The sequence below is a fragment of the Sulfobacillus sp. hq2 genome (assembly GCF_002903155.1).
GTDB lineage: Bacteria > Bacillota > Sulfobacillia > Sulfobacillales > Sulfobacillaceae > Sulfobacillus > Sulfobacillus thermotolerans.
The window spans coordinates 120,354-141,945 of sequence record NZ_NWUL01000048.1; the positions used below are offsets into that span (position 1 = coordinate 120,354).

Annotated in this window: 21 protein-coding genes, 1 pseudogene and 1 riboswitch; of the genes and pseudogenes, 8 read left to right on the forward strand and 14 right to left on the reverse strand. The window is 53.1% G+C overall.

Features of this window, described 5'->3' with window-relative positions; all coding sequences use genetic code 11:
* Positions 1-9: 9 nt before the first annotated feature.
* On the reverse strand, positions 10-981 hold the full coding sequence (locus CO251_RS16410) for a synthase (RefSeq protein ID WP_103376886.1): 972 nt from the start codon (positions 979-981) through the stop codon (positions 10-12).
* Positions 982-1,120: 139 nt separating this feature from the next.
* A riboswitch (SAM riboswitch) is annotated at positions 1,121-1,226 on the reverse strand.
* A gap of 124 nt (positions 1,227-1,350) precedes the next feature.
* On the opposite strand from CO251_RS16410, the gene CO251_RS16415 reads away from it, so the two are divergent.
* The 4 genes from CO251_RS16415 to CO251_RS16430 all read left to right on the forward strand — a co-directional run bounded on the left by CO251_RS16415 (position 1,351) and on the right by CO251_RS16430 (position 4,618).
* Positions 1,351-1,641, forward strand: a complete 291-nt coding sequence (locus CO251_RS16415) for a hypothetical protein (RefSeq protein ID WP_103376887.1) — start codon at positions 1,351-1,353, stop codon at positions 1,639-1,641.
* Positions 1,642-1,862: 221 nt separating this feature from the next.
* On the forward strand, positions 1,863-2,252 hold the full coding sequence (locus CO251_RS16420; RefSeq protein ID WP_103376888.1) for a hypothetical protein: 390 nt from the start codon (positions 1,863-1,865) through the stop codon (positions 2,250-2,252).
* Positions 2,253-2,294: 42 nt separating this feature from the next.
* On the forward strand, positions 2,295-3,449 hold the full coding sequence (locus tag CO251_RS16425) for a PLP-dependent aspartate aminotransferase family protein (protein WP_103377004.1): 1,155 nt from the start codon (positions 2,295-2,297) through the stop codon (positions 3,447-3,449).
* 17 nt (positions 3,450-3,466) lie between these two features.
* Positions 3,467-4,618, forward strand: a complete 1,152-nt coding sequence (locus CO251_RS16430) for a PLP-dependent aspartate aminotransferase family protein (protein WP_103376889.1) — start codon at positions 3,467-3,469, stop codon at positions 4,616-4,618.
* Between the two features lie 259 nt (positions 4,619-4,877).
* Here CO251_RS16430 and CO251_RS17870 read toward each other — a convergent pair.
* Together CO251_RS17870 and CO251_RS17875 are read right to left on the reverse strand one after the other, a co-directional pair.
* Positions 4,878-5,009 (reverse strand): annotated as a pseudogene (locus CO251_RS17870) (IS3 family transposase); the annotation flags it as partial.
* A gap of 42 nt (positions 5,010-5,051) precedes the next feature.
* Entirely contained in the window at positions 5,052-5,357 is a 306-nt protein-coding gene (locus CO251_RS17875) for a hypothetical protein (RefSeq protein ID WP_158246400.1), read from the reverse strand.
* 608 nt (positions 5,358-5,965) lie between these two features.
* On the opposite strand from CO251_RS17875, the gene CO251_RS17960 reads away from it, so the two are divergent.
* The 3 genes from CO251_RS17960 to CO251_RS16445 all read left to right on the forward strand — a co-directional run bounded on the left by CO251_RS17960 (position 5,966) and on the right by CO251_RS16445 (position 7,786).
* The gene (locus CO251_RS17960; protein WP_304465930.1) at positions 5,966-6,055 is read left to right on the forward strand and encodes an MYXO-CTERM sorting domain-containing protein; all 90 of its coding nucleotides are present in this window, start codon (positions 5,966-5,968) and stop codon (positions 6,053-6,055) included.
* A 579-nt stretch (positions 6,056-6,634) separates the two neighbouring features.
* A complete protein-coding gene (locus CO251_RS16440) occupies positions 6,635-6,961 on the forward strand; it encodes an SDR family oxidoreductase (RefSeq protein ID WP_207654699.1) in 327 nt (108 codons plus the stop codon).
* Between the two features lie 96 nt (positions 6,962-7,057).
* The gene (locus tag CO251_RS16445; RefSeq protein WP_158246401.1) at positions 7,058-7,786 is read left to right on the forward strand and encodes an alpha/beta hydrolase; all 729 of its coding nucleotides are present in this window, start codon (positions 7,058-7,060) and stop codon (positions 7,784-7,786) included.
* Positions 7,787-7,834: 48 nt separating this feature from the next.
* Here CO251_RS16445 and CO251_RS16450 read toward each other — a convergent pair whose 3' ends face one another.
* From CO251_RS16450 to CO251_RS16460, 3 genes are all read right to left on the reverse strand, one after another.
* Positions 7,835-9,358: a class I adenylate-forming enzyme family protein gene (locus CO251_RS16450; RefSeq protein WP_103377006.1), complete on the reverse strand. Its 1,524-nt coding sequence runs from the start codon at positions 9,356-9,358 to the stop codon at positions 7,835-7,837.
* A 34-nt stretch (positions 9,359-9,392) separates the two neighbouring features.
* Positions 9,393-10,607, reverse strand: a complete 1,215-nt coding sequence (locus tag CO251_RS16455) for a capsular biosynthesis protein (protein ID WP_103376891.1) — start codon at positions 10,605-10,607, stop codon at positions 9,393-9,395.
* A gap of 239 nt (positions 10,608-10,846) precedes the next feature.
* Complete coding sequence (locus CO251_RS16460; RefSeq protein ID WP_103376892.1) at positions 10,847-11,863, reverse strand: glycosyl hydrolase family 18 protein; 1,017 nt, start codon at positions 11,861-11,863, stop codon at positions 10,847-10,849.
* A gap of 212 nt (positions 11,864-12,075) precedes the next feature.
* On the opposite strand from CO251_RS16460, the gene CO251_RS16465 reads away from it, so the two are divergent.
* Positions 12,076-12,834, forward strand: a complete 759-nt coding sequence (locus CO251_RS16465; protein WP_242968663.1) for a transglycosylase domain-containing protein — start codon at positions 12,076-12,078, stop codon at positions 12,832-12,834.
* A 66-nt stretch (positions 12,835-12,900) separates the two neighbouring features.
* Here CO251_RS16465 and codY read toward each other — a convergent pair whose 3' ends face one another.
* From codY to CO251_RS16505, 8 genes are all read right to left on the reverse strand, one after another.
* Positions 12,901-13,683 (reverse strand): GTP-sensing pleiotropic transcriptional regulator CodY, encoded by a 783-nt coding sequence (gene codY, locus CO251_RS16470; protein ID WP_103376894.1) that lies wholly within the window; start codon positions 13,681-13,683, stop codon positions 12,901-12,903.
* A gap of 100 nt (positions 13,684-13,783) precedes the next feature.
* Positions 13,784-15,190 carry an ATP-dependent protease ATPase subunit HslU gene (hslU, locus tag CO251_RS16475; RefSeq protein WP_103376895.1) on the reverse strand — a complete coding sequence of 469 codons (1,407 nt, stop codon included), beginning with the start codon at positions 15,188-15,190 and terminating at the stop codon, positions 13,784-13,786.
* Between the two features lie 13 nt (positions 15,191-15,203).
* Positions 15,204-15,743 carry an ATP-dependent protease subunit HslV gene (gene hslV / locus CO251_RS16480; protein ID WP_103377007.1) on the reverse strand — a complete coding sequence of 180 codons (540 nt, stop codon included), beginning with the start codon at positions 15,741-15,743 and terminating at the stop codon, positions 15,204-15,206.
* Between the two features lie 38 nt (positions 15,744-15,781).
* Entirely contained in the window at positions 15,782-16,660 is an 879-nt protein-coding gene (locus CO251_RS16485; RefSeq protein ID WP_103376896.1) for a tyrosine recombinase XerC, read from the reverse strand.
* On the reverse strand, positions 16,653-17,987 hold the full coding sequence (gene trmFO / locus CO251_RS16490) for a methylenetetrahydrofolate--tRNA-(uracil(54)-C(5))-methyltransferase (FADH(2)-oxidizing) TrmFO (RefSeq protein WP_242968664.1): 1,335 nt from the start codon (positions 17,985-17,987) through the stop codon (positions 16,653-16,655). Before trmFO ends, CO251_RS16485 begins: the two co-directional genes overlap by 8 nt.
* Positions 17,965-20,076 (reverse strand): type I DNA topoisomerase, encoded by a 2,112-nt coding sequence (topA, locus tag CO251_RS16495; protein WP_103376897.1) that lies wholly within the window; start codon positions 20,074-20,076, stop codon positions 17,965-17,967. The genes trmFO and topA overlap by 23 nt, the downstream gene beginning before the upstream one ends.
* 125 nt (positions 20,077-20,201) lie before the next feature.
* On the reverse strand, positions 20,202-20,837 hold the full coding sequence (locus tag CO251_RS16500; protein WP_103376898.1) for a ribonuclease HII: 636 nt from the start codon (positions 20,835-20,837) through the stop codon (positions 20,202-20,204).
* A complete protein-coding gene (locus CO251_RS16505; RefSeq protein ID WP_103377009.1) occupies positions 20,834-21,586 on the reverse strand; it encodes a GTPase in 753 nt (250 codons plus the stop codon). Before CO251_RS16505 ends, CO251_RS16500 begins: the two co-directional genes overlap by 4 nt.
* Positions 21,587-21,592 lie beyond the last annotated feature (6 nt).

Below are 21,592 nucleotides of genomic sequence, written 5' to 3' on the forward strand. Positions count from 1 at the left end.
TTCTGTCGGTTAACCGTTGATCAGGGTTTTGAGGTCCTGTAAAAGACGTACTTTCGCCGCCGCCCGGTCAGGAGGCAAAAATTCCAATCCACAGTTGGGGTGTACCCAAACCCGATCAGAACCTTGGCGACGCAATACCGGTTCCAAGATGTCGACCACCTGATGAGCATCTTCCATTCTCACATTGCGCCCATCAATGATTCCCACGCCCACTGAAGCAGGCAGGGTGTGAGACGCCAGGCGATCAAGAATGGCCGGTTCGCTTACGGCATCAAAAGATAGCCGCGCAAAGGGTAATGCTGCCAACGTGTCCAGCCACGGTGACGAGGGTCCCCAATACAGAGCTAACGACTGCTCCAGTGGTCCTTCCAACGCTAGGAGCTTCTGGTACGCTTCTTGAACGAACGCTGTGGGCCAACGATCCGCATAGCGCGCCAGCGCCGGCTCATCCCACTGCACCTCAACAATACCCGTATCAGCGAGGTGACGGACGGTCAACCGCATGACATCAACCAAGTCACTTAATAGCGTTTCCTCATTGTGGTAATTTTTGTCTTCCACCATAGATAAAAAGGTAAAGAGGCCCGGAAGGACAATTGTCACGGGAATACGAGATAAAGAGGCCGCTTCGCGACTCCATGCCGCTAGCGTTCCCCCTTGATATTGTAGGCGACCTGTGACGACCGGATGACGTACGTAAAAGTTGTTGTCAAACAGCCGCAGTAGACCCGCACTGTACACATTATCCAAGTCCCGAACGACGGGATCAAAGAGATCGTACCAGCGGATCTGGCCATCTGTGGTCCTATCACACTGTGCATCAGCGGCTAAGTCCACGACCCGTTTTACAACACTTTCATAGGTCGAGTACAGTTGCTCCGGCGAGATTTGCCCTTTTTCGAAACGTTGAATAGCAGTCCGGACACTCGGCCCCGGACCCGCCGGAATTTTCGGATAAGACCCCATAATCGTTGTCTTCATTATATAATTTCTCCCCTGTTCTGATCTCACCGGCATCAAAGTCGTTGAGGAAATGAAGCTGGACGCGTGGCGTGGACCAGACAGAGCCCGGCACATCCAACCATAAAAAAACGCCTACTTAGAGAAGAGGCGTTAGCTCTTCTCATCTTAAAGAATACGAATCCGTATTCTTCCGGAATTGGCACCCACCCTATGGGGGTTGCCGGGTTTCATCGGGCCAGTCCCTCCACCACTCTGGATAAGAAGTAAATCTTATTGAATTGTAAGCAAAATACCATGGCGTCGCGAAATGGTCAAGAGACATTGCATAAAATAATATAATTGCCATTTTTTGGTATGGATGATAGAGTATCCATAGGAGGTGGCACCATGTCGTCATCGGGCTCGTCTTTATCCAAAGAACGGCGCCACAGCGTGCTGGATTCCGACTCTAAACCAGCTCGCCGCCGCCATGTGTTCCGTTGGTTCGTCGTCATTGTTGCCGTTCTCGGCTCTGTCTTGTTATGGCAGTTGAATTTTTTCATCCACACCTTAGGGGATGCCCAGCGCAGTCTCGAGTCATGGCAAGGAGTCCGCGCCATATTAGGCTCCTTTTTAACCTTTGCTGCTATGCAAATCAGCCACACGGCCTTGACCTTGTGGCATCACGTCTTCCATTAAGCGACTCCCGCTGCCCTTAATGCGGCGGGAGCTCTTGCTCTCCTTCCCCTACCTCTCGCCCATTCTTTCTATACAAAAATCCTCCGTCTAGGAGTTTCGTGCCTTGCACACAGCCCCATCTTCGCTGAAAATAGGAGTGATGATTGCGGGACTACCTGTCCACAATACTTAGGCCATGCGCATTAGTGAACCGACAGCGCAGGAGAAAGAAGGCGTGCCACATGGATGATAATGCGGGAATGTCTTTTGAGATTCTCGCGGCTGGACTGGAGGATGTCCGCCATGACGTCCCAATGCTTATGACCGTCTTGGCGCATAAGCTGGAGGCGTCGTTGCCCGAAAACGTGCGGGTGGTTCGTCAGTCGGGCCTCTTCTCCAAAACGTCATCCATTAAGTCGATCACCCTAACCTTTGACAATGTACGCTACCAACTTAGTGCCAAGGGCGGTCAACTGCTTCCCGAACGGCAAAAGATCGTGCACGACGTCGTATTAAAGACGGACCGTATTCCCTTAGACGCCTGGCTACGTGACGTGCTCAATTATTTATTGGAAGAAAGCCGTCGCCATGAAAATGCCCGTGATATTTTGGATCGTTTTCTCACTTCTTGATCGGCTGATATTGCCCCAGAAAGGACGATTTTTGTGCATCATATGAGGAGCCCTCAGTGGCATCCTGAAACTCTTGCTGCTCACTGCGGCGTCGGACAAGATCTCGCATATGGATCTGTTAGCACCCCGATTTATCAAACGGTGACGTATCAGCATCCGGGTGAGAACCTTGGCCAATACGACTATAGCCGGACCGAAAACCCAACCCGCCACAGCGCGCAAGAGGCTATCAACCGTCTTGATGGAGGTGCTGGCGCTCTTTTATATGGAAGCGGCATGGCTGCTCTCACGGCTTTGGTGCACATGCTCCACCAAGGCGATCATGTGATTGTCACTGACGATGCCTATGGGGGGACCTATCGCTTATTGGTAGATGTTTTTGCAAAATTTGGCATTCGCTCCTCGATGGTTAACACGCGCCAACTCGATGCGGTCGAGCGCGCCTTTACGGACACGACGCGTCTTGTTATTGCGGAAAGCCCTAGTAACCCCTTATTGCAAGTCAGTCCATTACGAGCTCTTGCGGAAATGGCCCATGCCCATGGTGCCAAATTGGCTATTGATAATACGTTTATGACCGCGGTTCGCCAGCGGCCTTTAGACTTAGGGGCTGATTTTGCGGTGTATAGCGCGACCAAATATATGGCGGGCCATAATGATGTCTTGGCCGGGGCAACGGTCTGTCGTTATGCCGAAGACTATGCGCAACTCAACGAACTCACCAATGCCACCGGAAGCATTCTGGGCCCGTGGGATGCGTGGTTACTGCTCAGAGGCCTCAAAACATTAGCTATTCGGATGGACCGTCAAGAAGCCAATGCTGCCGCCATTGCCGCGTTTCTCGCACGTCATCCCCGGGTTCAACGCGTCTTTTACCCTGGGCTCAATAGTCCCGAACAAGACGCCTTGCAAAAAAGTCAGGCTTCTGGAACCGGGGCCATGCTTTCATTTGTCTTGGACGATCCTAATCGTTACATTGACTTTATGAACGCTTTGCAATTGATTTTGCCGGCCGTTAGTCTTGGGGGAGTGGAATCCCTGATCACTCATCCTTTTAATGAAACCCATAGGGAGTTGCCCGAAGAAGTCCGCTGGCAACTTGGTATTATTCCCGGTCTCATGCGGTTATCCGTCGGCATTGAACATGTGGATGATCTCATGGCCGACTTAGACCAAGCGCTCAACTCCCTATCCTAGATGCGTCAAAGGAGTCTATGATGCCACACAAACAGACGGAGTTTATTCACACCGGCCAGGAGATTGACCCTGCCACCCAGGCGGTTACGCCTCCCATTTATCGTGCCACCACCTATCACCAAGCCGATCCCTGGAATCCCCCAACGTATGATTACGCGCGTTCGGGCAATCCAACCCGGCATGCTTTTGAAGCGGCCATGGCAAGCCTTGAGCACGGGAGCCGCGGTATGGCTTTTTCCTCGGGCATGGCCGCTTTGACGGCGGCTTTCATGCTGTTTTCTCAAGGCGATCATCTCCTCGTCACGCGAGACTGCCAAGGAGGCACACAGCGCGTCTTACGCGGCGTATTCAGCCGATTTGGCATTCATGCGAGCTATGTCGATACCGAAGACCTTAACGCCCTAGAAGCCGCATTAACGCCAAAGACCAAAGCCATTTTAGTGGAAAACTTTAGTAATCCGTTCCTACATGTGACAGATATCGCTCGGGTCTCGACATGGGCGCACGGTCATGGCTTATTGGTTTTGGTCGACAATACGTTTATTACGCCGTACCTACAAAATCCTTTAGACCTTGGCGCCGACATTGTCATTCACTCGGCAACCAAGATGATTGGTGGGCACTCCGACATCACCGCGGGCGTTGCCGTCACCAAAGATGAGGATTTAGGACGACAGCTGTACTTCATCCAAAATGCGTGTGGCGCTATCTTGTCTCCGGACGATGCATACATGAGCCTGCGTGGCCTGCATACATTACCCGTACGCATGGAGCAAGCGCAAAAGACAGCCCAATTACTGGCCCAATTTCTCTTGACCCATCAAGATGTTCACACGGTCTATTACCCTGGACTACCCAGTCATCCCGGACATGATGTAGCCCGAGATACCATGCGCGGTTTCGGGCAAATGCTCACGATTCGTCTGCATCATGCCGAACAGGTTCCTGGTATGGCGGAACATCTCGCCTTGGCTCGCGTAGGCGCAGGTTTTGGGGGCACAGAAACCATTGTATCTCTGCCCGAACTGCATTGCCACGCCGCTTTAACGCCAGAAGAACGCACCGAGCGGCACATCACACCCGATGTTGTACGCATTTCCGTCGGACTCGAGTCAGCGGCGGACTTGATTCAGGATTTTCAACAAGCTTTGACGGCTTCCCGTCTTTAATCCTGTGAGAGGGGACCTCCTTCTTAGGACGGTCCCTAACCAGGCGTTTAGGCCGAATTTTTGCATCGTCCTCGAGAATTGAATTGCTCTCCTCTAAGAGATTTCCGTTCCATCGGTCCTACTCAAACCTAACTAAACAGGTTCAAAGCTGACTTCCGGCTTCGCTGAGGCCGATTTCACCGCCGTCTTGCGATGGCGCTCAGAGCCTTCTGGACCTATGTCAATAAAATGGACACCCAAAATGGAGACATTATCCCGATCACGCTTGATATGCCGCCTCAGCCTCGGCTGGAGTCTGATAATCTAGGGCGCTATGGACGCGCTGCCGATTATAAAAAATCTCGATATCGGCAAAGATCGCAACTTCCGCTTCTGCCCGGGTTCGGAATTTCGTCAGGTCAATGAGGGCTGCCGTAACGTTCCCCTGACGCGGTCAACACCGCCCGAATCCGTTCGACCCGCCGGGCCCGAACTTGCGCTGGAGCACTGGGAGGGCGATGGCGCCACGCCTAAGACCCGCTTCGCGAAACGTCGAGGATTTGGCACCTCTGCGTGATGGAGACGGGGAAACGGTGTGCATGAATGAACGGAACGATGACTTCCGATCGTTGGTGACCAGGCGCAGCGCTTGGTCTTCCGCTTTCAGATGCTTCCCGACAAAGGGTTCGACCGGGTCGGCTTTGTAGGCGGCAATCCCCCCATACAACGTGTTGCTGGGAATGCCCAGTTCGCGCGCCACTTTTTTGTCGGGTCAACACGCGTTGAACCGCTTGTTCTTTAAACGCGCGATCCTATGGATTGGCCATCGGATTCACCTCAATTGAGCATTATTGTATCATCTTGTCTCAATACGAGGTGTCCACAATTTAGACTAACATCCACATCGTGACACGGCAGAATCCGCCCGGTCTCGAGCACCAATCGGCACGACACGGGCGTGACGTCACCTTCTCTGTCGCGGAATCGGGCGGCCCTTATCACGATACCTTCTGTTTCTTCACAAATTCAACCCCAAGTACACTGCATCCCGCTCTTCCCGACGAATCCCAATGTAGGCCAGCGTGGTGCCCGGACTGCTGAGGTTCAAAATCTGCTGAATAATAGCGAGATCCACCCCGGAGCGAAACGCCCAGTACCCGAACGATATCTTGTCCAGTATTTTAGAAACTGATCTTCTTGCGCTGTGGCATTTCGAACAGAGTTTTCTGCAGGCGGTGAGACTAGCCCATCCGCTGGATGGGCGATATACTTATTTTGAGCGGGCTCTTGTGCCCCGATCGGCCTCCTCCCGGCGTGCCACGTCTGCGATCTGCCGCCTCTTTGCGCGAGCAGAACCGGAAGGAGGTGGTGCTGATGAGTCTCCACCTGACCGCACCCGTGGCCTTGGCCCTTGTTGGGTTGATGGGACGCTGGCTGTTTCGGCGTCGCAAAAAGTAATCCGCGCGGGAGAGCAGCCCGGCGGATTACGATGAGTCTCTAGCTCTTTGTTTATCGATCGCAGACGTGGAGCTCTGCACGGTGCCGGTCACCCACCCGGGTGCCGTGCATCTTTCTATCATGTTTAGAATACTTCGTTTTCATACGTTCTGCAACGGGCAACGCAGGTTTAGTCTAGGCCGTTACAATCGAAGGATACGGCAAGGACGTCCGCTTCTTGCCCACACCCCTACGATGCACCGGGGATGCGTAAACTTCACCCCTCGCGGGCGGCCTTTATCACGATCCGTTTGGAGTCTCATAAATTCAATCCCAAATAGACCGCATACCCATGATGATCACCTCATTCTATTAGATGAGCATCATCGAGTTCGTGGTGTCCATGGAATAGACTAACATCCACCCGTCGGCGAACCAGCACGACCGTCCTTGTGCCCCCACTTTCCAGAGCGAGTCGCAGCCGCGCCTATGTGTTACGTTGGGCAATCGGGGTGTGCAACGGACCAACCCCCTATAATTGGTCGGCGGATTTACTTGTCTTATGGTCTTATGGCCCGAAATTCAAGGAATCGTTGCCGAATGCCATTAACATTTCGTCGCATGCGGGTCTTAGGCCAAAAGGCCTCCATTCCTTATGCCATAAGCAAGGCCTCACTAAATCACATGACCAAAATGCTCGCGGTCACACGGGCTCCGGAAATCGGAGTCAATGCCATTGCTCCAAGTCTAGTGGACACGCCCATGACGCACGCTTGGCAAGAAGTCCATGACTTGTGGCGTGCCAAGTCCCCTATGCAACGGGGTGCGTCCCCCATGGAAATTGCTGAAATCGCTCTCATGCTGGCCAATTCCACCTATCTTACGCGCGAGGTCGTCAGGGGAGATGGCGGATTAAACCTTACGTAGGCGACCTTGTGTTCTCACGAGGCCATATCTTTGATATAGTCCAAAATGAACCAGCAATCCCATGATGATTGTGTAGAAAAGAAAGGAGGCACGAGGGTGAAAATCTTTCCGGTACATTTTAAATCCGGGGGACAAGAGATCCGAGGACTCGGATATGGTCCTGAAGACGGAGTCCCTGCACCTTTTCGGGCTATTGTCATCCACGGCTATAGCTCCTCGAAACACCTCATGGACCCCGTATCGACCGCTTTGGCCAAAGCGGGGTATCCTGTCGTGTCAATTGACCTTCCAGGCCATAAGTTGGGTGCCAGCGGCGGATCGTTGATCAGCTTTGATATGGCCGTGCAAGCGGCACTCGACGCGCATCGGCAGCTGACCTCCCCCGCACCTCCCGTGTATATTGGTCACAGCATGGGCGCTGCAGCCGCATTGGTGGCGGGCAGCTTGGACCCTGCCGCGGTCGGAGTGGCAAGTTTAGGATTAGGATATCCCGTCACGGTCATGCGCCCTAATCCCGAAGTGATCCAATATTATTTAGAACGATGGGCATGGGTTGACGGCGCCAGTCCCGTCGAAGTCGGACTCGCCATGGACAAAGCTTTGCCTCAAGCTCTAGAGAAATTAGCCACCCGTCCCTTTTTGCTGGTCAGTGGAAGCCGCGACAAGGAGCTTCCCCCCTCAAGCGCAGCCCAGCTCTTTGCCATGGCTCATGGTCCCAAAACGCATAATACCGTGGATGCCGACCACTCCGGCATCCCGCTCCTCGCCGCCCCGTTCGTGGTGGAGTGGCTTAATGCTGTTCAATCCTCAAAGGCCTCATCCTAAGCCAACAGGTCGAAGGCTGCATGCGACATCCTTCGACCTGTTGACCCGTTATTCAGGATGCCGCTGCAACCAGCCCTCTTTGGCCTGACGCCTGACCACTTTGCCCGAAGGCCCGATGGGAAGTTCTTCCACGACCTCAATAATATAGGGTCGTTTGTAATCGGCTAATTGCTCTTTGGCCAGCTGATATAAACTTTCCACGTCGACGTTATGCCCACTGCGCGGTACGACTAAGGCGACCACGCGTTCGCCTCGCCTCGGATCGGGCACCCCAAAGACCGTAGCCATCCCCAAGTCGGGATGACGTAACAACGCTTCCTCCACCTCGACCGGATAAACATTTTCTCCCGCGACAATAATCATGTCCTGTTTGCGATCCACTAAAAACAATAAGCCGTCCGCACTTAAATAGCCCATATCCCCAACGGTTAAGTAGCCGTCCTGTGTGAAGCTCTCACGGGTCGCCTCAGGGTTACCCCAATACTCTTTCATGAGCGATGGCCCTTTAACGAATACCTCACCAATGACGCCAGGCGGTTGCGGCTGCCGGTGCTCATCCAAAATCCGGATATCTTGTCCGATGACGGGATATCCCACCGATCCTAACGGTCCATCTAAGCGGTGTCGAATCACAGAACACGCCCCGTACTCTGTTGAGCCGTAAATATCGTAGAGACGCACTTGGGAGAATCCCCGCAAAATCCGATCACGCAAGGTACTATCCAGCGGAGCGGACGCCGTAAGAATGACCCGTAAGGTTTCGGTGTCGACTTTTCCTGCTTCAACCGCATCGGCTAAAAAGGATAGCAAGGTCGGCACAAACATCGTATAGGTCACGCGGTGCCGATTCATTTCCTCGACGATATGCTGCGGATGAATGGCACGGTGGGGATAAATGACGCAGGTCGCCCCGATTATCGCAGACAACGTCACGACCCACAAGGAGTTCACATGAAACATTGGTAAGACCGCTAGGCCCACGTCTTCGGAGGAAATCCCCAATTCCGCCACCAACGTCAACGCAATCATCAGGTTGCTGATATGGGTCCTCACAGCTCCTTTGGGTTTGCCCGTCGTCCCTGAAGTGTAGACAATCACCCACACATCATCTTCCACAATGTCCACCCGGACCGGCTCAGACGGGGCCGCCGCCACGAGTTTTTCCCAACTGCGAGCCGGGCTGGCATCGTCGAGATGGGTATAGTAGACCGGGACCAAACTCTCCACACTGCTCAAAGCGGGCAGAAAATCTTTGTCCGCCACGATGAGGCTAATCTGACTATCCAATAACGCATAGCGAATTTCTTCTGGTGTCCAGCGAAGGTTAATCGGTACCCCAATGATCCCCGCCTTAGCGAGACCGAAATAGGCTTCGGCCATATCCAAGCCATTAGGCAATAGCAGTCCCACCCGCTGACCTTTGGTCAATCCTAAGGACAACAGTGCCTGCGCAATACGATTAGTCTTTAAATCTAATTCCTGAAAGCTAAGCTGCTCCTCCCCAAAAATTAGCGCCGGTTTGTTTTTATGGCGGACTGCCGCCCCATGTAATGCCTCTCCGACTGTTAGCACATTGTCCAACCTTTCTCATTACGTCGTGAACAAATTACGGAACTTCAGGCCCTTCCCGACCTACTCGCCCATACCCACTGACGACCAGCGTGACCCCCATCACCACAGCAGTGGCCGCGACGGTCGCGACCAGAATATGGGCCGTACTCAATGTAAAGGCGCGCAACGTATGATCGTGGACGAGCGTCCACGTCCATACGAGCAATCCACATCCTGTTGTCGTGATGACTTCCCATCGGCTTTGGGCGATCGAGTAAAACATCGCGATATTTAAAAGTCCAAGCCCTATCATGCCCCAATCATAAGACGGGAGCCATGGCGCAATCGCAAGAAAACGAGGGCCTAATATCATTATCACCAATCGCGCGCCGTGTGCAATAAAAATCCACTGGGCCAGCCCCGCTAAGAGCCCATACACGGCAACAGTCAATCCCAAGTATGAATAGCGGTGGCTGGGATCGGATAACATGGCCGTAAGCATCACCGTGGCCAAACTCCCCGACACAAAATCAATGCTATGCCCCATGATAGCCATACCGGTATATTGGCCCGCAATCTCTGGCGGTAATGCGTATTTGGCCGCCAGTCCATCGACAATCGCATATAACACATTGATGACCGCGACGACGCCCGTGGCCGTTACCATACCGAATCCGGTTGCCTCTTCTTGGACAGGCACGGTGCGTACCATCCGGCGGCTTACCACCCACGTCACCCACGCCGCCGCGCCTTCTAGTCCGCCCACTACCACCAAACGATAAACGGGCCACAATGCACTGCTCGCGGCAACAACGCGAAAGAGCCCGTTTAATACCGCAAGCGCGCCCACTAAGAGATACCTGCGGGCGTTTTGCAATATACCGGTATTCGCCGCCAAAGCGAGGCTGGGTACCACTTCTGCGGTAAAAATGATAAGTAACAGCTGACTAACATGAAACGTACGGGACAAGGGCCCGGCAAACACCCAAATCGCTGCCCACGAGACAACACCAATTCCCCACAACCACCATGCATCTCGTTGCCCTGCTGAGCGCGGCCGTTTGCCCAAGCGCGTATAGATGAGCACCACCACCGATGCCGGCATCACTAAGAAACTTGTAACATTGAGAAAGGTTGTCAAATCACCATACTTGTGGGGACCTAGAACATGCGCCAGAACCACATGATATAAATAATTGAATACCCCAACCAGCAAGGCCGAAAATCCTAGCACAACATTGTCCGACCAAAATTGGTGATTTTTAGCCACGTGTCCCACCGCCCCCGCTTGCTTTAGGACTATCTTGTCCATAAAGCAAGGGGATCTATTTCGACAAAAAAATTCGCCCAAGCTACACGCATAGCTTGGGCAATTAATATTTCGCGGTTCATTCAGCGGGAAACCAAATCACACATCCCAAGGACTTGGTTTCTCTATCATGATTATTCGACATTCCCCCTAAAAATCCTTTCATAATCTGCCAAAATGTTAGTCGTTTGGCGACTAAGCTAAGGCTGTGATCCAATTTGATGCAACAGGAGTTGCATCACGGCGTTGTTGGCATACCCGATATGCCACAAGGCCACCCCCGCCAAATGGTCTTGTTTCGCTAAAAGAATTTTCTGATTCATGCCTTGCAAACTTTCCCACCACGCAATACGCGGCCCCGAAGACGTGTCATATCGCGCATACGTTTCTTGATATTGTTGACTCCACACCGCATGCTGGTCCATGGTAGGAGTAACGGCATTATAAGGAATCGTTTGGGCATTCGTGCTGCCAATGGGCCAACTATATCCATAAAGGGCAATGCCTAGATCAATCTTTGATGCCGGAACCACGGTCATTAACCGCTTTAAGATATTCTCCACCCACGGCATGCCTGCCACAGGTCCTTCCAAACTCCCATCATCATGCTCATCATAGCTCATTAAGATAAACTGGTTCACTTCCCGACCCAAGACCCCGTAATTATAGGCTCCACCCGAATGCGGCACGATATCGATGGTAATCGTATCGGACCTAGGCAGGAAGTCACGCAAGTCAATCATAAACCCCGATAATTGATTGACCACGCGAGTGTGGGCGGGCTCAAAATCGATATTCACTCCTTGAAAATGCATTTTGCCGACCATGTCCGCGATATTGCGCGCCGCTGCCACGCGTGTCACTGGATTATCCAAAAAAGCCTGTGTGCCTGTCCCGTCATTGACCAGGGGAGTAATCGGAATATGCGCCTTTTGTGCCTGCTGCAATATAGTCGTATTAACATGAGCACTCAGCCCGCCATACGCGTCCACCGAATACCAAAAAGGTGCTAAGTCTGTGATAGCGTGCGGATGGCTGTAGAGATAGGTCAAGGGCGTCGACACATCATTGGCCCAAAATGCTACCACCTGTAACTTGGACGGCGCTTGGCTTCCGGATTTTGCCGCACGAGCCCCTAAACCACACCCGGATAGCGCGAGCGCTATGGTCACCACCAAACTTTTTGACAGCCATTGTTTGAATTTCCCGTGAACCATGTTAACCACCTCATCCTAAAGCTTGACCGAAAAAGGGGTCAAACATGCTCTCTTTGATCTTGAGAATTCTAGTAAAGTTCCCCAATTTGACTCATCCGTCGAATCATGGACAAGGCAATTCCTGGCACTTTCTTTGGGACCTCTCATATCCCTCTCATGCACCGCGGGGTATACTATAGAGAAGCTAAGCTGATGTTAGAGGAGGGATCGCGGTGCTCCATCAAAAACCGGCGGATTCCCCAGATTCCCATCACTCCGCCACTCCCAAAAAAGGTCGGTGGATACTGGTCGGGGCTGCCACGGTGATTGTTGGCTTGACCTTGTTTTACAGTGCCAATTGGTCTGGCCTCACGCATCTACCGCAACTGACCCGGCAGCGTTTACGCCAAGCCCACGCCCCCTGGACGTCATTCCATCAGATATCACCATGGTTCTCCAAGGCTTTAGTTGCCACCGAAGACCGGACATTTTATACCAACTGGGGCATTTCTTTTGAAGGCATTGCACGGGCAGCTTGGGTCGATTTGCAGACCGATGCCTTTACCCAAGGGGGGAGCACCATTACCCAGCAGCTCATTCGCGATCTCCTGCTGTCGCCTGTCAAAACCATTCCCCGTAAAATCACGGGCGTCTTATTGTCGCTGATGGCGACCCAACTCTATTCCAAAAAGACTCTCCTGACTTTGTATATGAACGAAGTGTACTTAGGCGATCACGCCTATGGTATTGGGCAAGCCGCTCGAAACTATTTTGGCATTGCACCAAGTCAATTGACTCTCCCCGAAGCTTCTTTGCTCGCAGGACTCCCCCAAGCCCCCTCCCTTTATGATCCATTCGTTCATTTTCGTCTCGCCAAGAAGCGTCAATTAGAGGTGTTAAACAGCATGGTGCAAGACCATATGATTTCAGCCGCACAAGCGAAAATAGCTTACCGTGCGCCATTGCCTTTAACCGGTTCCCACCCAGCATAAAAAGATAAGCCGACCTCCCAGATCACTCCTTCTAGGGGGGTCGGCTCCTTGGATGCGGCGTTTCGCTTACCGCCGCAGTTTCTTCAATTCTCCCATCAAGCGGTCATTGAGCACGCGAATGTGGGTCCCTTTCATACCCAGTGAGCGTGATTCAATCACACCAGCAGACTCAAATTTCCGCAACGCATTAACAATCACCGAACGCGTGATCCCGACACGGTCAGCAATTTTTGACGCCACCAGTAATCCTTCTTCTCCACCCAGTTCATCAAAAATGTGCTGAACCGCTTCCAACTCCGAATAGGACAGCGTATCAATCGCCACTTTCACAGCAGCTTTTTTACGCGCTTCCATCTCCAATTCATCCGACTTGGAGCGCAGAATTTCCATCGCCACCACCGTTGCGCCATATTCCGCGAGCACCAAATCTTCATCATTGAATTCCCGGCCAAAGCGCGATATCACGAGCGTTCCCAACCGATCACCACCGCCATTGACAGGCACTATCGTGGTAATCTTATTTTCGTACAAACACGCCTTATCGCGGAAGAATACGCACTTACGCGATTCCTGCGATACGTTCGGATAGGTTTCATCAACCTTGAGTAAGCCATTGTTGTAATTACTCGGAAACGCTTCTTCCGCTAAGACTTCACGAATCATGATGTCACATTCAAAGCCGTCCAATAAGCTATAGCCTAAAATTTTACCCCGGCGACTTACGACATATACGTTGGCCTGAATGAGTTCGCTTAAAATCTTAGCCATCTCTTCAAAATTGACTGGATGTCCAGCCGTTCGCTGTAGTAACCGATTAATGCGTCGTGTTTTTTCCAATAATTCTTCCACGACATGCACCTCCCTGATTCGACAAAGTTCCCTGTCGTCACAATTTTCACCACTTGAGTATACCACAGCGACGTTGGATTGTGTAAACGAAAAAAAACATTCAGAGTATATACCGATTGATGTCAATATTTTCGGCGATCTTTGCCAAGCGTTGTTGTACGTATGTTGCGGTGATGGGAATCTTTTGGCCTGACAACTCCGGGGCCGAGAAATTCAGTTCCTCGAGCACCTTCTCCAAAATCGTATGGAGCCGCCGCGCCCCAATATTTTCGGTATCCCGGTTGACCTGGTACGCATATCGAGCCATTTCCCATAACGCGCCATCATCAAACTCCACCTCCACGCCCTCGGCACCTAGCAGCGCCTTGTATTGCTTAATGAGGGAATGATGGGGTTCGGTCAAGATCTTATAAAAATCTTCCTCCGTCAAGGCATTGAATTCCACGCGAATGGGGAACCGCCCTTGCAGTTCCGGAATCAAATCGCTCGGTTTGGCCACGTGAAAGGCGCCGGCCGCAATAAATAAAATGTGGTCGGTTTTTACAGGCCCATATTTGGTATTGACCGTCGAGCCTTCAACTATGGGGAGAATGTCGCGCTGGACCCCTTCACGAGAGACATCGGGTCCATGCCCCTCCTTACTACTCGAGGCAATCTTGTCAAACTCGTCAATAAAGATAATCCCTTCTTGTTCTGCGCGCCATACCGCGTCCGCATGGGCCGCATCGGTGTCAATCAACTTTTGAGCTTCTTCTTGGGTCAACACCTTACGCGCTTCGGCCACCGTCATTTTCCGCCGTTTGGTCCGTTTAGGCAAAATGCCGGAAAACATCTCACCTAAATTCATTTGGTTTTCTTCGCTACCCGGTAAATTGCCCATCATTGGCAATGCCGGACCCGCGTCCTCGACTTCCACTTCGACGACTTCATGTTCCATGGCTTTCATGCGAAGCTTCTCACGGACCTTGCGGCGTTCATCTTCAATCCTGTGACGTTCCTCGGCACTCACGCTCGACGACGGCTTGTTTTGCCGGGCACCTCCGAAAAGCGCTTCTAAAGGGTTGACATTGGCAGAGGGTTCGTCAGGAAATGGCACAATGGCGTCTACCAATCGGTCCTCCGCAATGCGCTCAGCGCGGTCTTGGACCGCTTGCGACCGTTCTTCCTTCACCATGCGGACACTCGTCTCGACTAAATCCCGCACCATGGCATCTACATCACGGCCCACATACCCCACTTCCGTAAACTTAGTGGCTTCGACTTTGATAAAGGGGACGTGCAGCAAGCGGGCCAAACGCCGTGCTACTTCGGTTTTCCCCACCCCTGTCGGACCAATCATGAGGATGTTCTTGGGCGTAATATCCTCCTGTAATTCAGGATCTAACTGACTGCGGCGCCACCGGTGCCGCAGCGCTATCGCCACAGCGCGTTTAGCGTCATCTTGCCCAACAATGTACCGATCGAGCTCTTCGACAATCTTTCTGGGTGTCATTAACCGATCATCCATACCCAATCCCTCCCTACCCCAGTGTCTCAACCGTCAAATGATGGTTGGTGTAGATGCAAATATCGGCGGCAATGTCTAAAGAGCGCCGGACCACTTCTTCCAGCGGCATGGTTTGCTCGACTGAGGCAAAGGCCCTCGCGGCGGCTAAGGCATAACTCCCCCCTGATCCAATGGCGGCAATAAAGTCATCCGGCTCAATCACTTCACCGGTCCCCGATAGGATGAATAAGTGTTCTTGGTCTGCCACCAGCAACAAGGCCTCCAACTTCCCTAACATGCGGTCGGTCCGCCACTCGCGAGACAACGCCACGGCCGCTCGCGGTAGATTGCCATGACTTTCCTCTAATTTTCCTTCAAAATGTTCGAAAAGAGTTAAGGCGTCGGCCACCGAACCCGCAAATCCCGCAAGCACTTTCCCGTGATAGAGTCGGCGCACTTTGACAGCCGTGTGCTTCATCACCGTGTTTTGACCAAAAGTCACCTGGCCATCTCCACCAATCACCGCTTTGCCATCGCGGACCATCCCTAGCACGGTGGTGCCATGAAATTCCACATTGGACACGATGTATCCCTCCTAGCTCCGCTCCTGTGCTAGGCACGAGGATGGGCATGTTGATAGACTGTAGCAATATGTTCTTGTGAGACTAACGTATACAACTGTGTCGTCCGAAGCGTGCTGTGCCCTAAGAGTTCCTGAATGACACGCAGATCGGCCCCATTCATCAGCATGTGTGTGGCGAAGGAATGCCGGAGCCAATGCGGACTAACATTGCGCTGAATAGCCGCCTTGGCCAACACACTTTTAATAATGCGCCGCACGCTGCGCGTGGTTAAACGGCCACCTTGGTAATTCACAAATAACGCCTGAACGCTGGGACGCGCGAGCCACGGACGACTATGCTCCACATACTGATACAAGGCATCGTGGGCTTTTGTTCCAAACGGAACCACTCGCTGCTTTCCGCCTTTCCCTTGAACATGCACAACATTGGCCACCAAATCCACGTCGTGCTGATCCAAGGAGACCGCCTCTTGACTCCGCAAGCCTGCCCCATAGAGCAATTCCAAAAGGGCCCAGTCACGCAATCCGAGAGGCCCCGGACGTTTCGGCGCTTGTTCAATTAGGTCGTGCGCTTCATCCATCGTCAAGGTGCGGGGCAGAGACGGACGAAACCGCGGCGCTAACAAGCGTTGGGCCGGATTGTCCGCTCGCAATCCATGGCGCTGGGCAAAGCGGTAAAATCCTCGCACCACCGCCACCTTGCGCGCCACCGACCGCGGCGCTAGCCCTTGCGCCAGCAATGAGGCCGCCCAGCGGCGCAAATCTTGACTGCTCAAGGTTTCATAAGGACCTGCCGCTTCGACTAATTGCCGCAAATCTCGGCGGTATGCCTCTATGGTATTCACTGCAGCATGCTCGACATTCTGCAAATAGCGTAAATAGTAGGCAATGCCCTCACTCTCACTCATGCACAGGCTCCAATTGGCGGACAAACTCCTCCATCCGGGCCATGGCCCGGTCGCGAAGCCACTGGCGGCGCGCTTTTTTGTCACGGAGCCCCTGCACTTCCGGAGGCAGTTCAAACAATCCAAAATTCGCATTCATCGGCTGAAAATGCGCAGGGTCCGTATGCGTAATATAATAAGCTAAAGCGCCCATCATTGTCTCGCGCGGAAACACGGGCATTTCTCGACCCTCTAGGTATGCCGACATCCCCACCGCTGCCACGATGCCCATCGCCGCCGATTCCACGTAGCCTTCCACGCCCGTCATCTGTCCCGCAAACCACAAGTCTTCACGCCGCTTGGTATTTAACGTCGGCCTTAAAAGCGCAGGGGACTTGAGATAGGTGTTGCGGTGCATCACACCATAACGCACAAACTCTGGATTGGCTAACGCCGGAATCAACCCGAACACACGCTTCTGCTCGCCCCAACGTAAATTGGTCTGAAAGCCAACCAAACTCATTAAAGATCCTACCGCATTGTCCTGTCGGAGCTGCACAACCGCGTACGGACGGCGTCCCCCTTCAAACGGATTTTCCAATCCAATCGGCTTCATCGGTCCATATAACGGAGTCTTGGGTCCGCGCCGGGCTAGCTCTTCAATGGGCAAGCACCCTTCAAAAAAGGTGCTCGATTCAAAATCATGTCCCAGATGCTGTTCCGCATGAATCAGCGCATCATAGAACACCTCATACTCCGCTTTCGTCAAAGGGCAATTCAGGTAGTCCTCGCTGCCTTCACGCGATCCCCAGAACGCATGCTCCATGTCCACGGTGTCCGTCAGCACAATCGGCGCCGCCGCATCAAAAAAAGAGAGCATACTATCGCCTAAGGTCTCTTGAATAGCACCAGAGAGAGCCTCATGCGTCAACGGCCCCGTCGCAATCAGGCAGGGCTGTGAAGGGATATCTGTCACCACTTCGTGGTGGATAACAATGCGGGGATGCCCTTGTAACCGTTCTGTGACGCGCTGACTAAACACCTCACGGTCGACCGCCAAGGCCGATCCTGCAGGAACTTGCGCGGCCTGTCCTGCTTGAAGAATTAACGAGTCAAATAGCCGCATTTCATCTTTTAACAAGGCCGCTGGCGCTGTACCCTGAATGGACCCCAAAGAGTTGGAACACACCAATTCGGCGAATTGCCCGGTCACGTGGGCAGGGGTCATCACGTCCGGCCGCATTTCATACAGGTGCACCACCCAGCCCCGCTGGGCAAGCTGCCAGGCGGCCTCCGATCCCGCTAGACCTGCGCCTATGACCATCGCTTCATTGGGCCTGCTCTTCTTCATAACCGCATCCCTCCCGCAAACACATCAAACTATCGTGGTTGCCCCGCCGTTTGAAGGCCATGCTCGATCCGCACCGCGGACAGACCTTGTCGCTTGGACGATTCCACGTAACAAAATCACATTCTGGATAGCCCACACATCCGTAAAATGTCCGCCCTTTGCGGGTTCGCCGCACCACCAAATCTTTATGGCACTTAGGACATAAAGCTCCTGTCTTCTCGACATAAGGCTTGGTAAAATCACATTCCGGATACCCTGAGCACGCTAAAAATTTTCCAAACCGGCCATATTTGACCATCATGGGCCGCCCACATTTTTCACACACCTCGTCCGTCTCTTCCAAAGGCAGATCGACCTTTTCGATGTCGTCATCCGCCTTCGCCAGTTCTTCTGAAAACCGCTCATAGAAGCCCTTCAGAACATCTTGCCACTGCATATCATCTGCGGCCACATGGTCCAGTTCGGTCTCAATTTCGGCCGTAAAGCGCGTATCCACGATTTCCGGAAAATAATGTTGCAATAAGTCGACCACCACGCGCCCTAAGTCCGTCGGAATCAGCTTTTTCTGGTCGCGCCGCACGTAGTCTCGATGCAATAGCGTCTCTACAATCGGTGCGTAGGTCGAAGGCCGTCCAATCCCGAGTTCCTCTAAGGTCTTAACTAAGCTGGCTTCGGTATAGCGTGGCGGGGGCTCGGTAAAATGCTCTTGCGGTTCGATCCGGGCAATGGTCAAGACCGTGCCCGCTACAAGATCCAAGAGGGGCTTCGCTTTGGTGTCATCGTCTTGCAACTGGGGATCGGCTTCATCAAAGGACTCTTGGTACACGGTGCTATACCCAGGGAATAAGACCCGGGACCCAGTAGCTCGAAACTTGGCCTGATCTTGGAACGCGACATCAATCGTCGTCGATTCATACACCATCGCCGCCATTTGGCTCGCCACAAACCGTTCCCAAATCAGACGATATAGACGAAGCTGGTCGCGGTTTAATGCGCCCTTTAGCATATCAGGATGCCGACGGACGTTGGTGGGTCGAATCGCCTCGTGGGCATCTTGGACGCCGGGTTTGGCCTTGCTCTGCCGTATTTGACCACTTTCGGGAACATACGCCGGGCCAAAGCGTTCGGCAATATACTCGCGCGCCTCATCACGGGCACCGTCTCCAATCCGTGTCGAATCCGTACGAATGTACGTGACCAGACCGACGGTGCCTTCCCCTGGCACTTCTAAACCTTCGTACAGTTGCTGGGCAAGGCTCATGGTGCGCTTAACCGACAATCCCAACTTCCGCGACGCTTCTTGCTGCAAAGTCGATGTGGTAAAGGGCAAGGCAGGAAACCGCCGCTTCTCCTTAGTTTTGACATCACTCACCACCACTTGGGCGCCAACCTTGACCCCTTGCAGAATTTGTTCCATCTCTTGTGCCGTCACACGACCACGGTGGCCCAAGGGCGCATAATAATGACTCAGAAGTTCCCCATTTTCCGCCACGGCGGTCATATCCACGGTGAAGTATTGCTCTGGCACAAACCGTTGAACGGCATCTTCCCGGTCTACGAGCAGCTTAAGGGCAGCACTTTGGACGCGTCCGGCTGAAAGCCCTGGCCGCACTTTGCGCCAAAGCAAGGGCGAGAGCTGATATCCCACCACCCGGTCTAGAACCCGCCGCGCCTGCTGGGCATTAACGAGTCCCATATCAATAGGCCGTGCTTCTTTAATGGCATGGCTTACAGCGTCTTTGGTAATTTCATGAAATTCAATCCGGTGCACATCTTGAGGCGCAAGGTGCAAAGCCTCAGCCAAATGCCATGAGATCGCTTCCCCTTCGCGATCAGGGTCGGTCGCCAAATAAATCCGGTCGGACTTTTTGGCCGCATCTTTCAGTTCCTTTAATAAGGGGCCCTTGCCCCGAATGGTAATATACCTAGGCTTAAAGCCGTTATCCACGTCGACGCCAAACTGGCTTTTGGGTAAATCCCGCACATGGCCCATAGATGCCTTCACCTGGTATCGTGTTCCCAAAAACCGGCTAATGGTCTTGGCTTTGGCCGGTGATTCCACGATAATGAGCGGCTTCGATCTTGCCATGACAATCCCCCCGGTTCCAAACGTTTTTTCATTATAGCAAACCTCACACCCAGGCTCGGCGTTCTGGCTCGATATTAGCATGACTGTAACAGGGAAGTTCTACGGATGCAAATCTTATCCTGACTTTATCCTATGGCGTCATGGGATAAAATTTTCTTCAAAAAGGTCACACGGTGCACCGGTGACGGCCCATAGTGTTTTAACATCTCTCGGTGATACGTCGTCGGATAACCCTTATGTTGCGCAAATCCATAAACGGGAAATTGTTCGGCTAGGGCTTCCATATACCGGTCCCGCACGACTTTGGCGACAATTGAGGCCGCTGCAATGCTCGCCGAAAGGGCATCACCATGCACGATGGGGATTTCCTGCCAGGGCCCCCCAATACGCATCGCATCGGTGAGCAACACATCCGGGACGCGCCGCAAGTGCCCGATCGCTCGCATCATGGCTAGCCTGCTGGCTTGCAAAATATTAATGCGTTCAATAGTCCGTACCCCGACCATTCCCACTCCGACATCTTCGGCACAGCGCACAATCTCATGATAAAGATGAAGTCGCTGGCGCGCGGTCAATTTCTTCGAGTCATCAACACCCCAAATCGGGGTATCCGCGCGCAAAATGACTGCCGCAGCTACGACTGGTCCCGCCAATGGCCCCCGCCCGACTTCATCAACCCCGCCGATGCGCTGATAAGGCTGTTGCCACACAGCGCGTTCATAATGAGTGAGCTGTTCCCATGCCTCTGATTGACCTTTCATTGAGGCTCCTCCAAACTGAATCGGCCCAGTTTGCCTTGCTGGAAAGCGAGCAATACCGCATCTGCCGCGCGCTGCGCGTCAACGACCCCGCCGGTCCGAAGGAATCCGCGCCGTTTGCCCCAGTCTAACCAGCCTGAAGGATTATCATGATCTTGCGTGAGTTCCCAAATGCGGTCCGCCAGTTGACTGCGTTCTTCAGCAGGGGCGGGTACTATGCCTAGCACTTGCAGTCGCCAGTCATGACTATGTCCTGGCGTCACTACCCCTGGCAAATCGAGCCATTCCCACCCTCCCGGCAGCCTAATCCACTGCGGTCCTCGTGTAATGCCCGGCTTGGCGCCTGTGGCCACGCGGTTCTTTCCGACCATCCGATTCAGTAATGTCGACTTTCCCACATTAGGAACACCGACAACAGCAAGTCGGTAAGGCGGCTTCAGGACCCGACTAATGACCGATTCAATTTGCGTTCGGGCTTTGGGGTCTTGCGCTGTCACCGCAAATGCGTGAATCCCTTGTTTCTGGTATGCCGCAACCCACGCCCGCGTCACGGCGGGATCCGCCAAATCGGCCTTGTTTAAGAGAAGGATCCGCTGGGCTCGTCCAATCCACCGCGTCATAGGGGTATGACGACTAATAGCAGGCGCCCTGGCGTCTGCTATTTCAATAAAGGCCGTAAGGTAAGGAGCCAACTCACGAATAGTTCGCTGGGTCGCTACCATATGGCCTGGATACCAATTTGCTTTGGCCATAGCGCT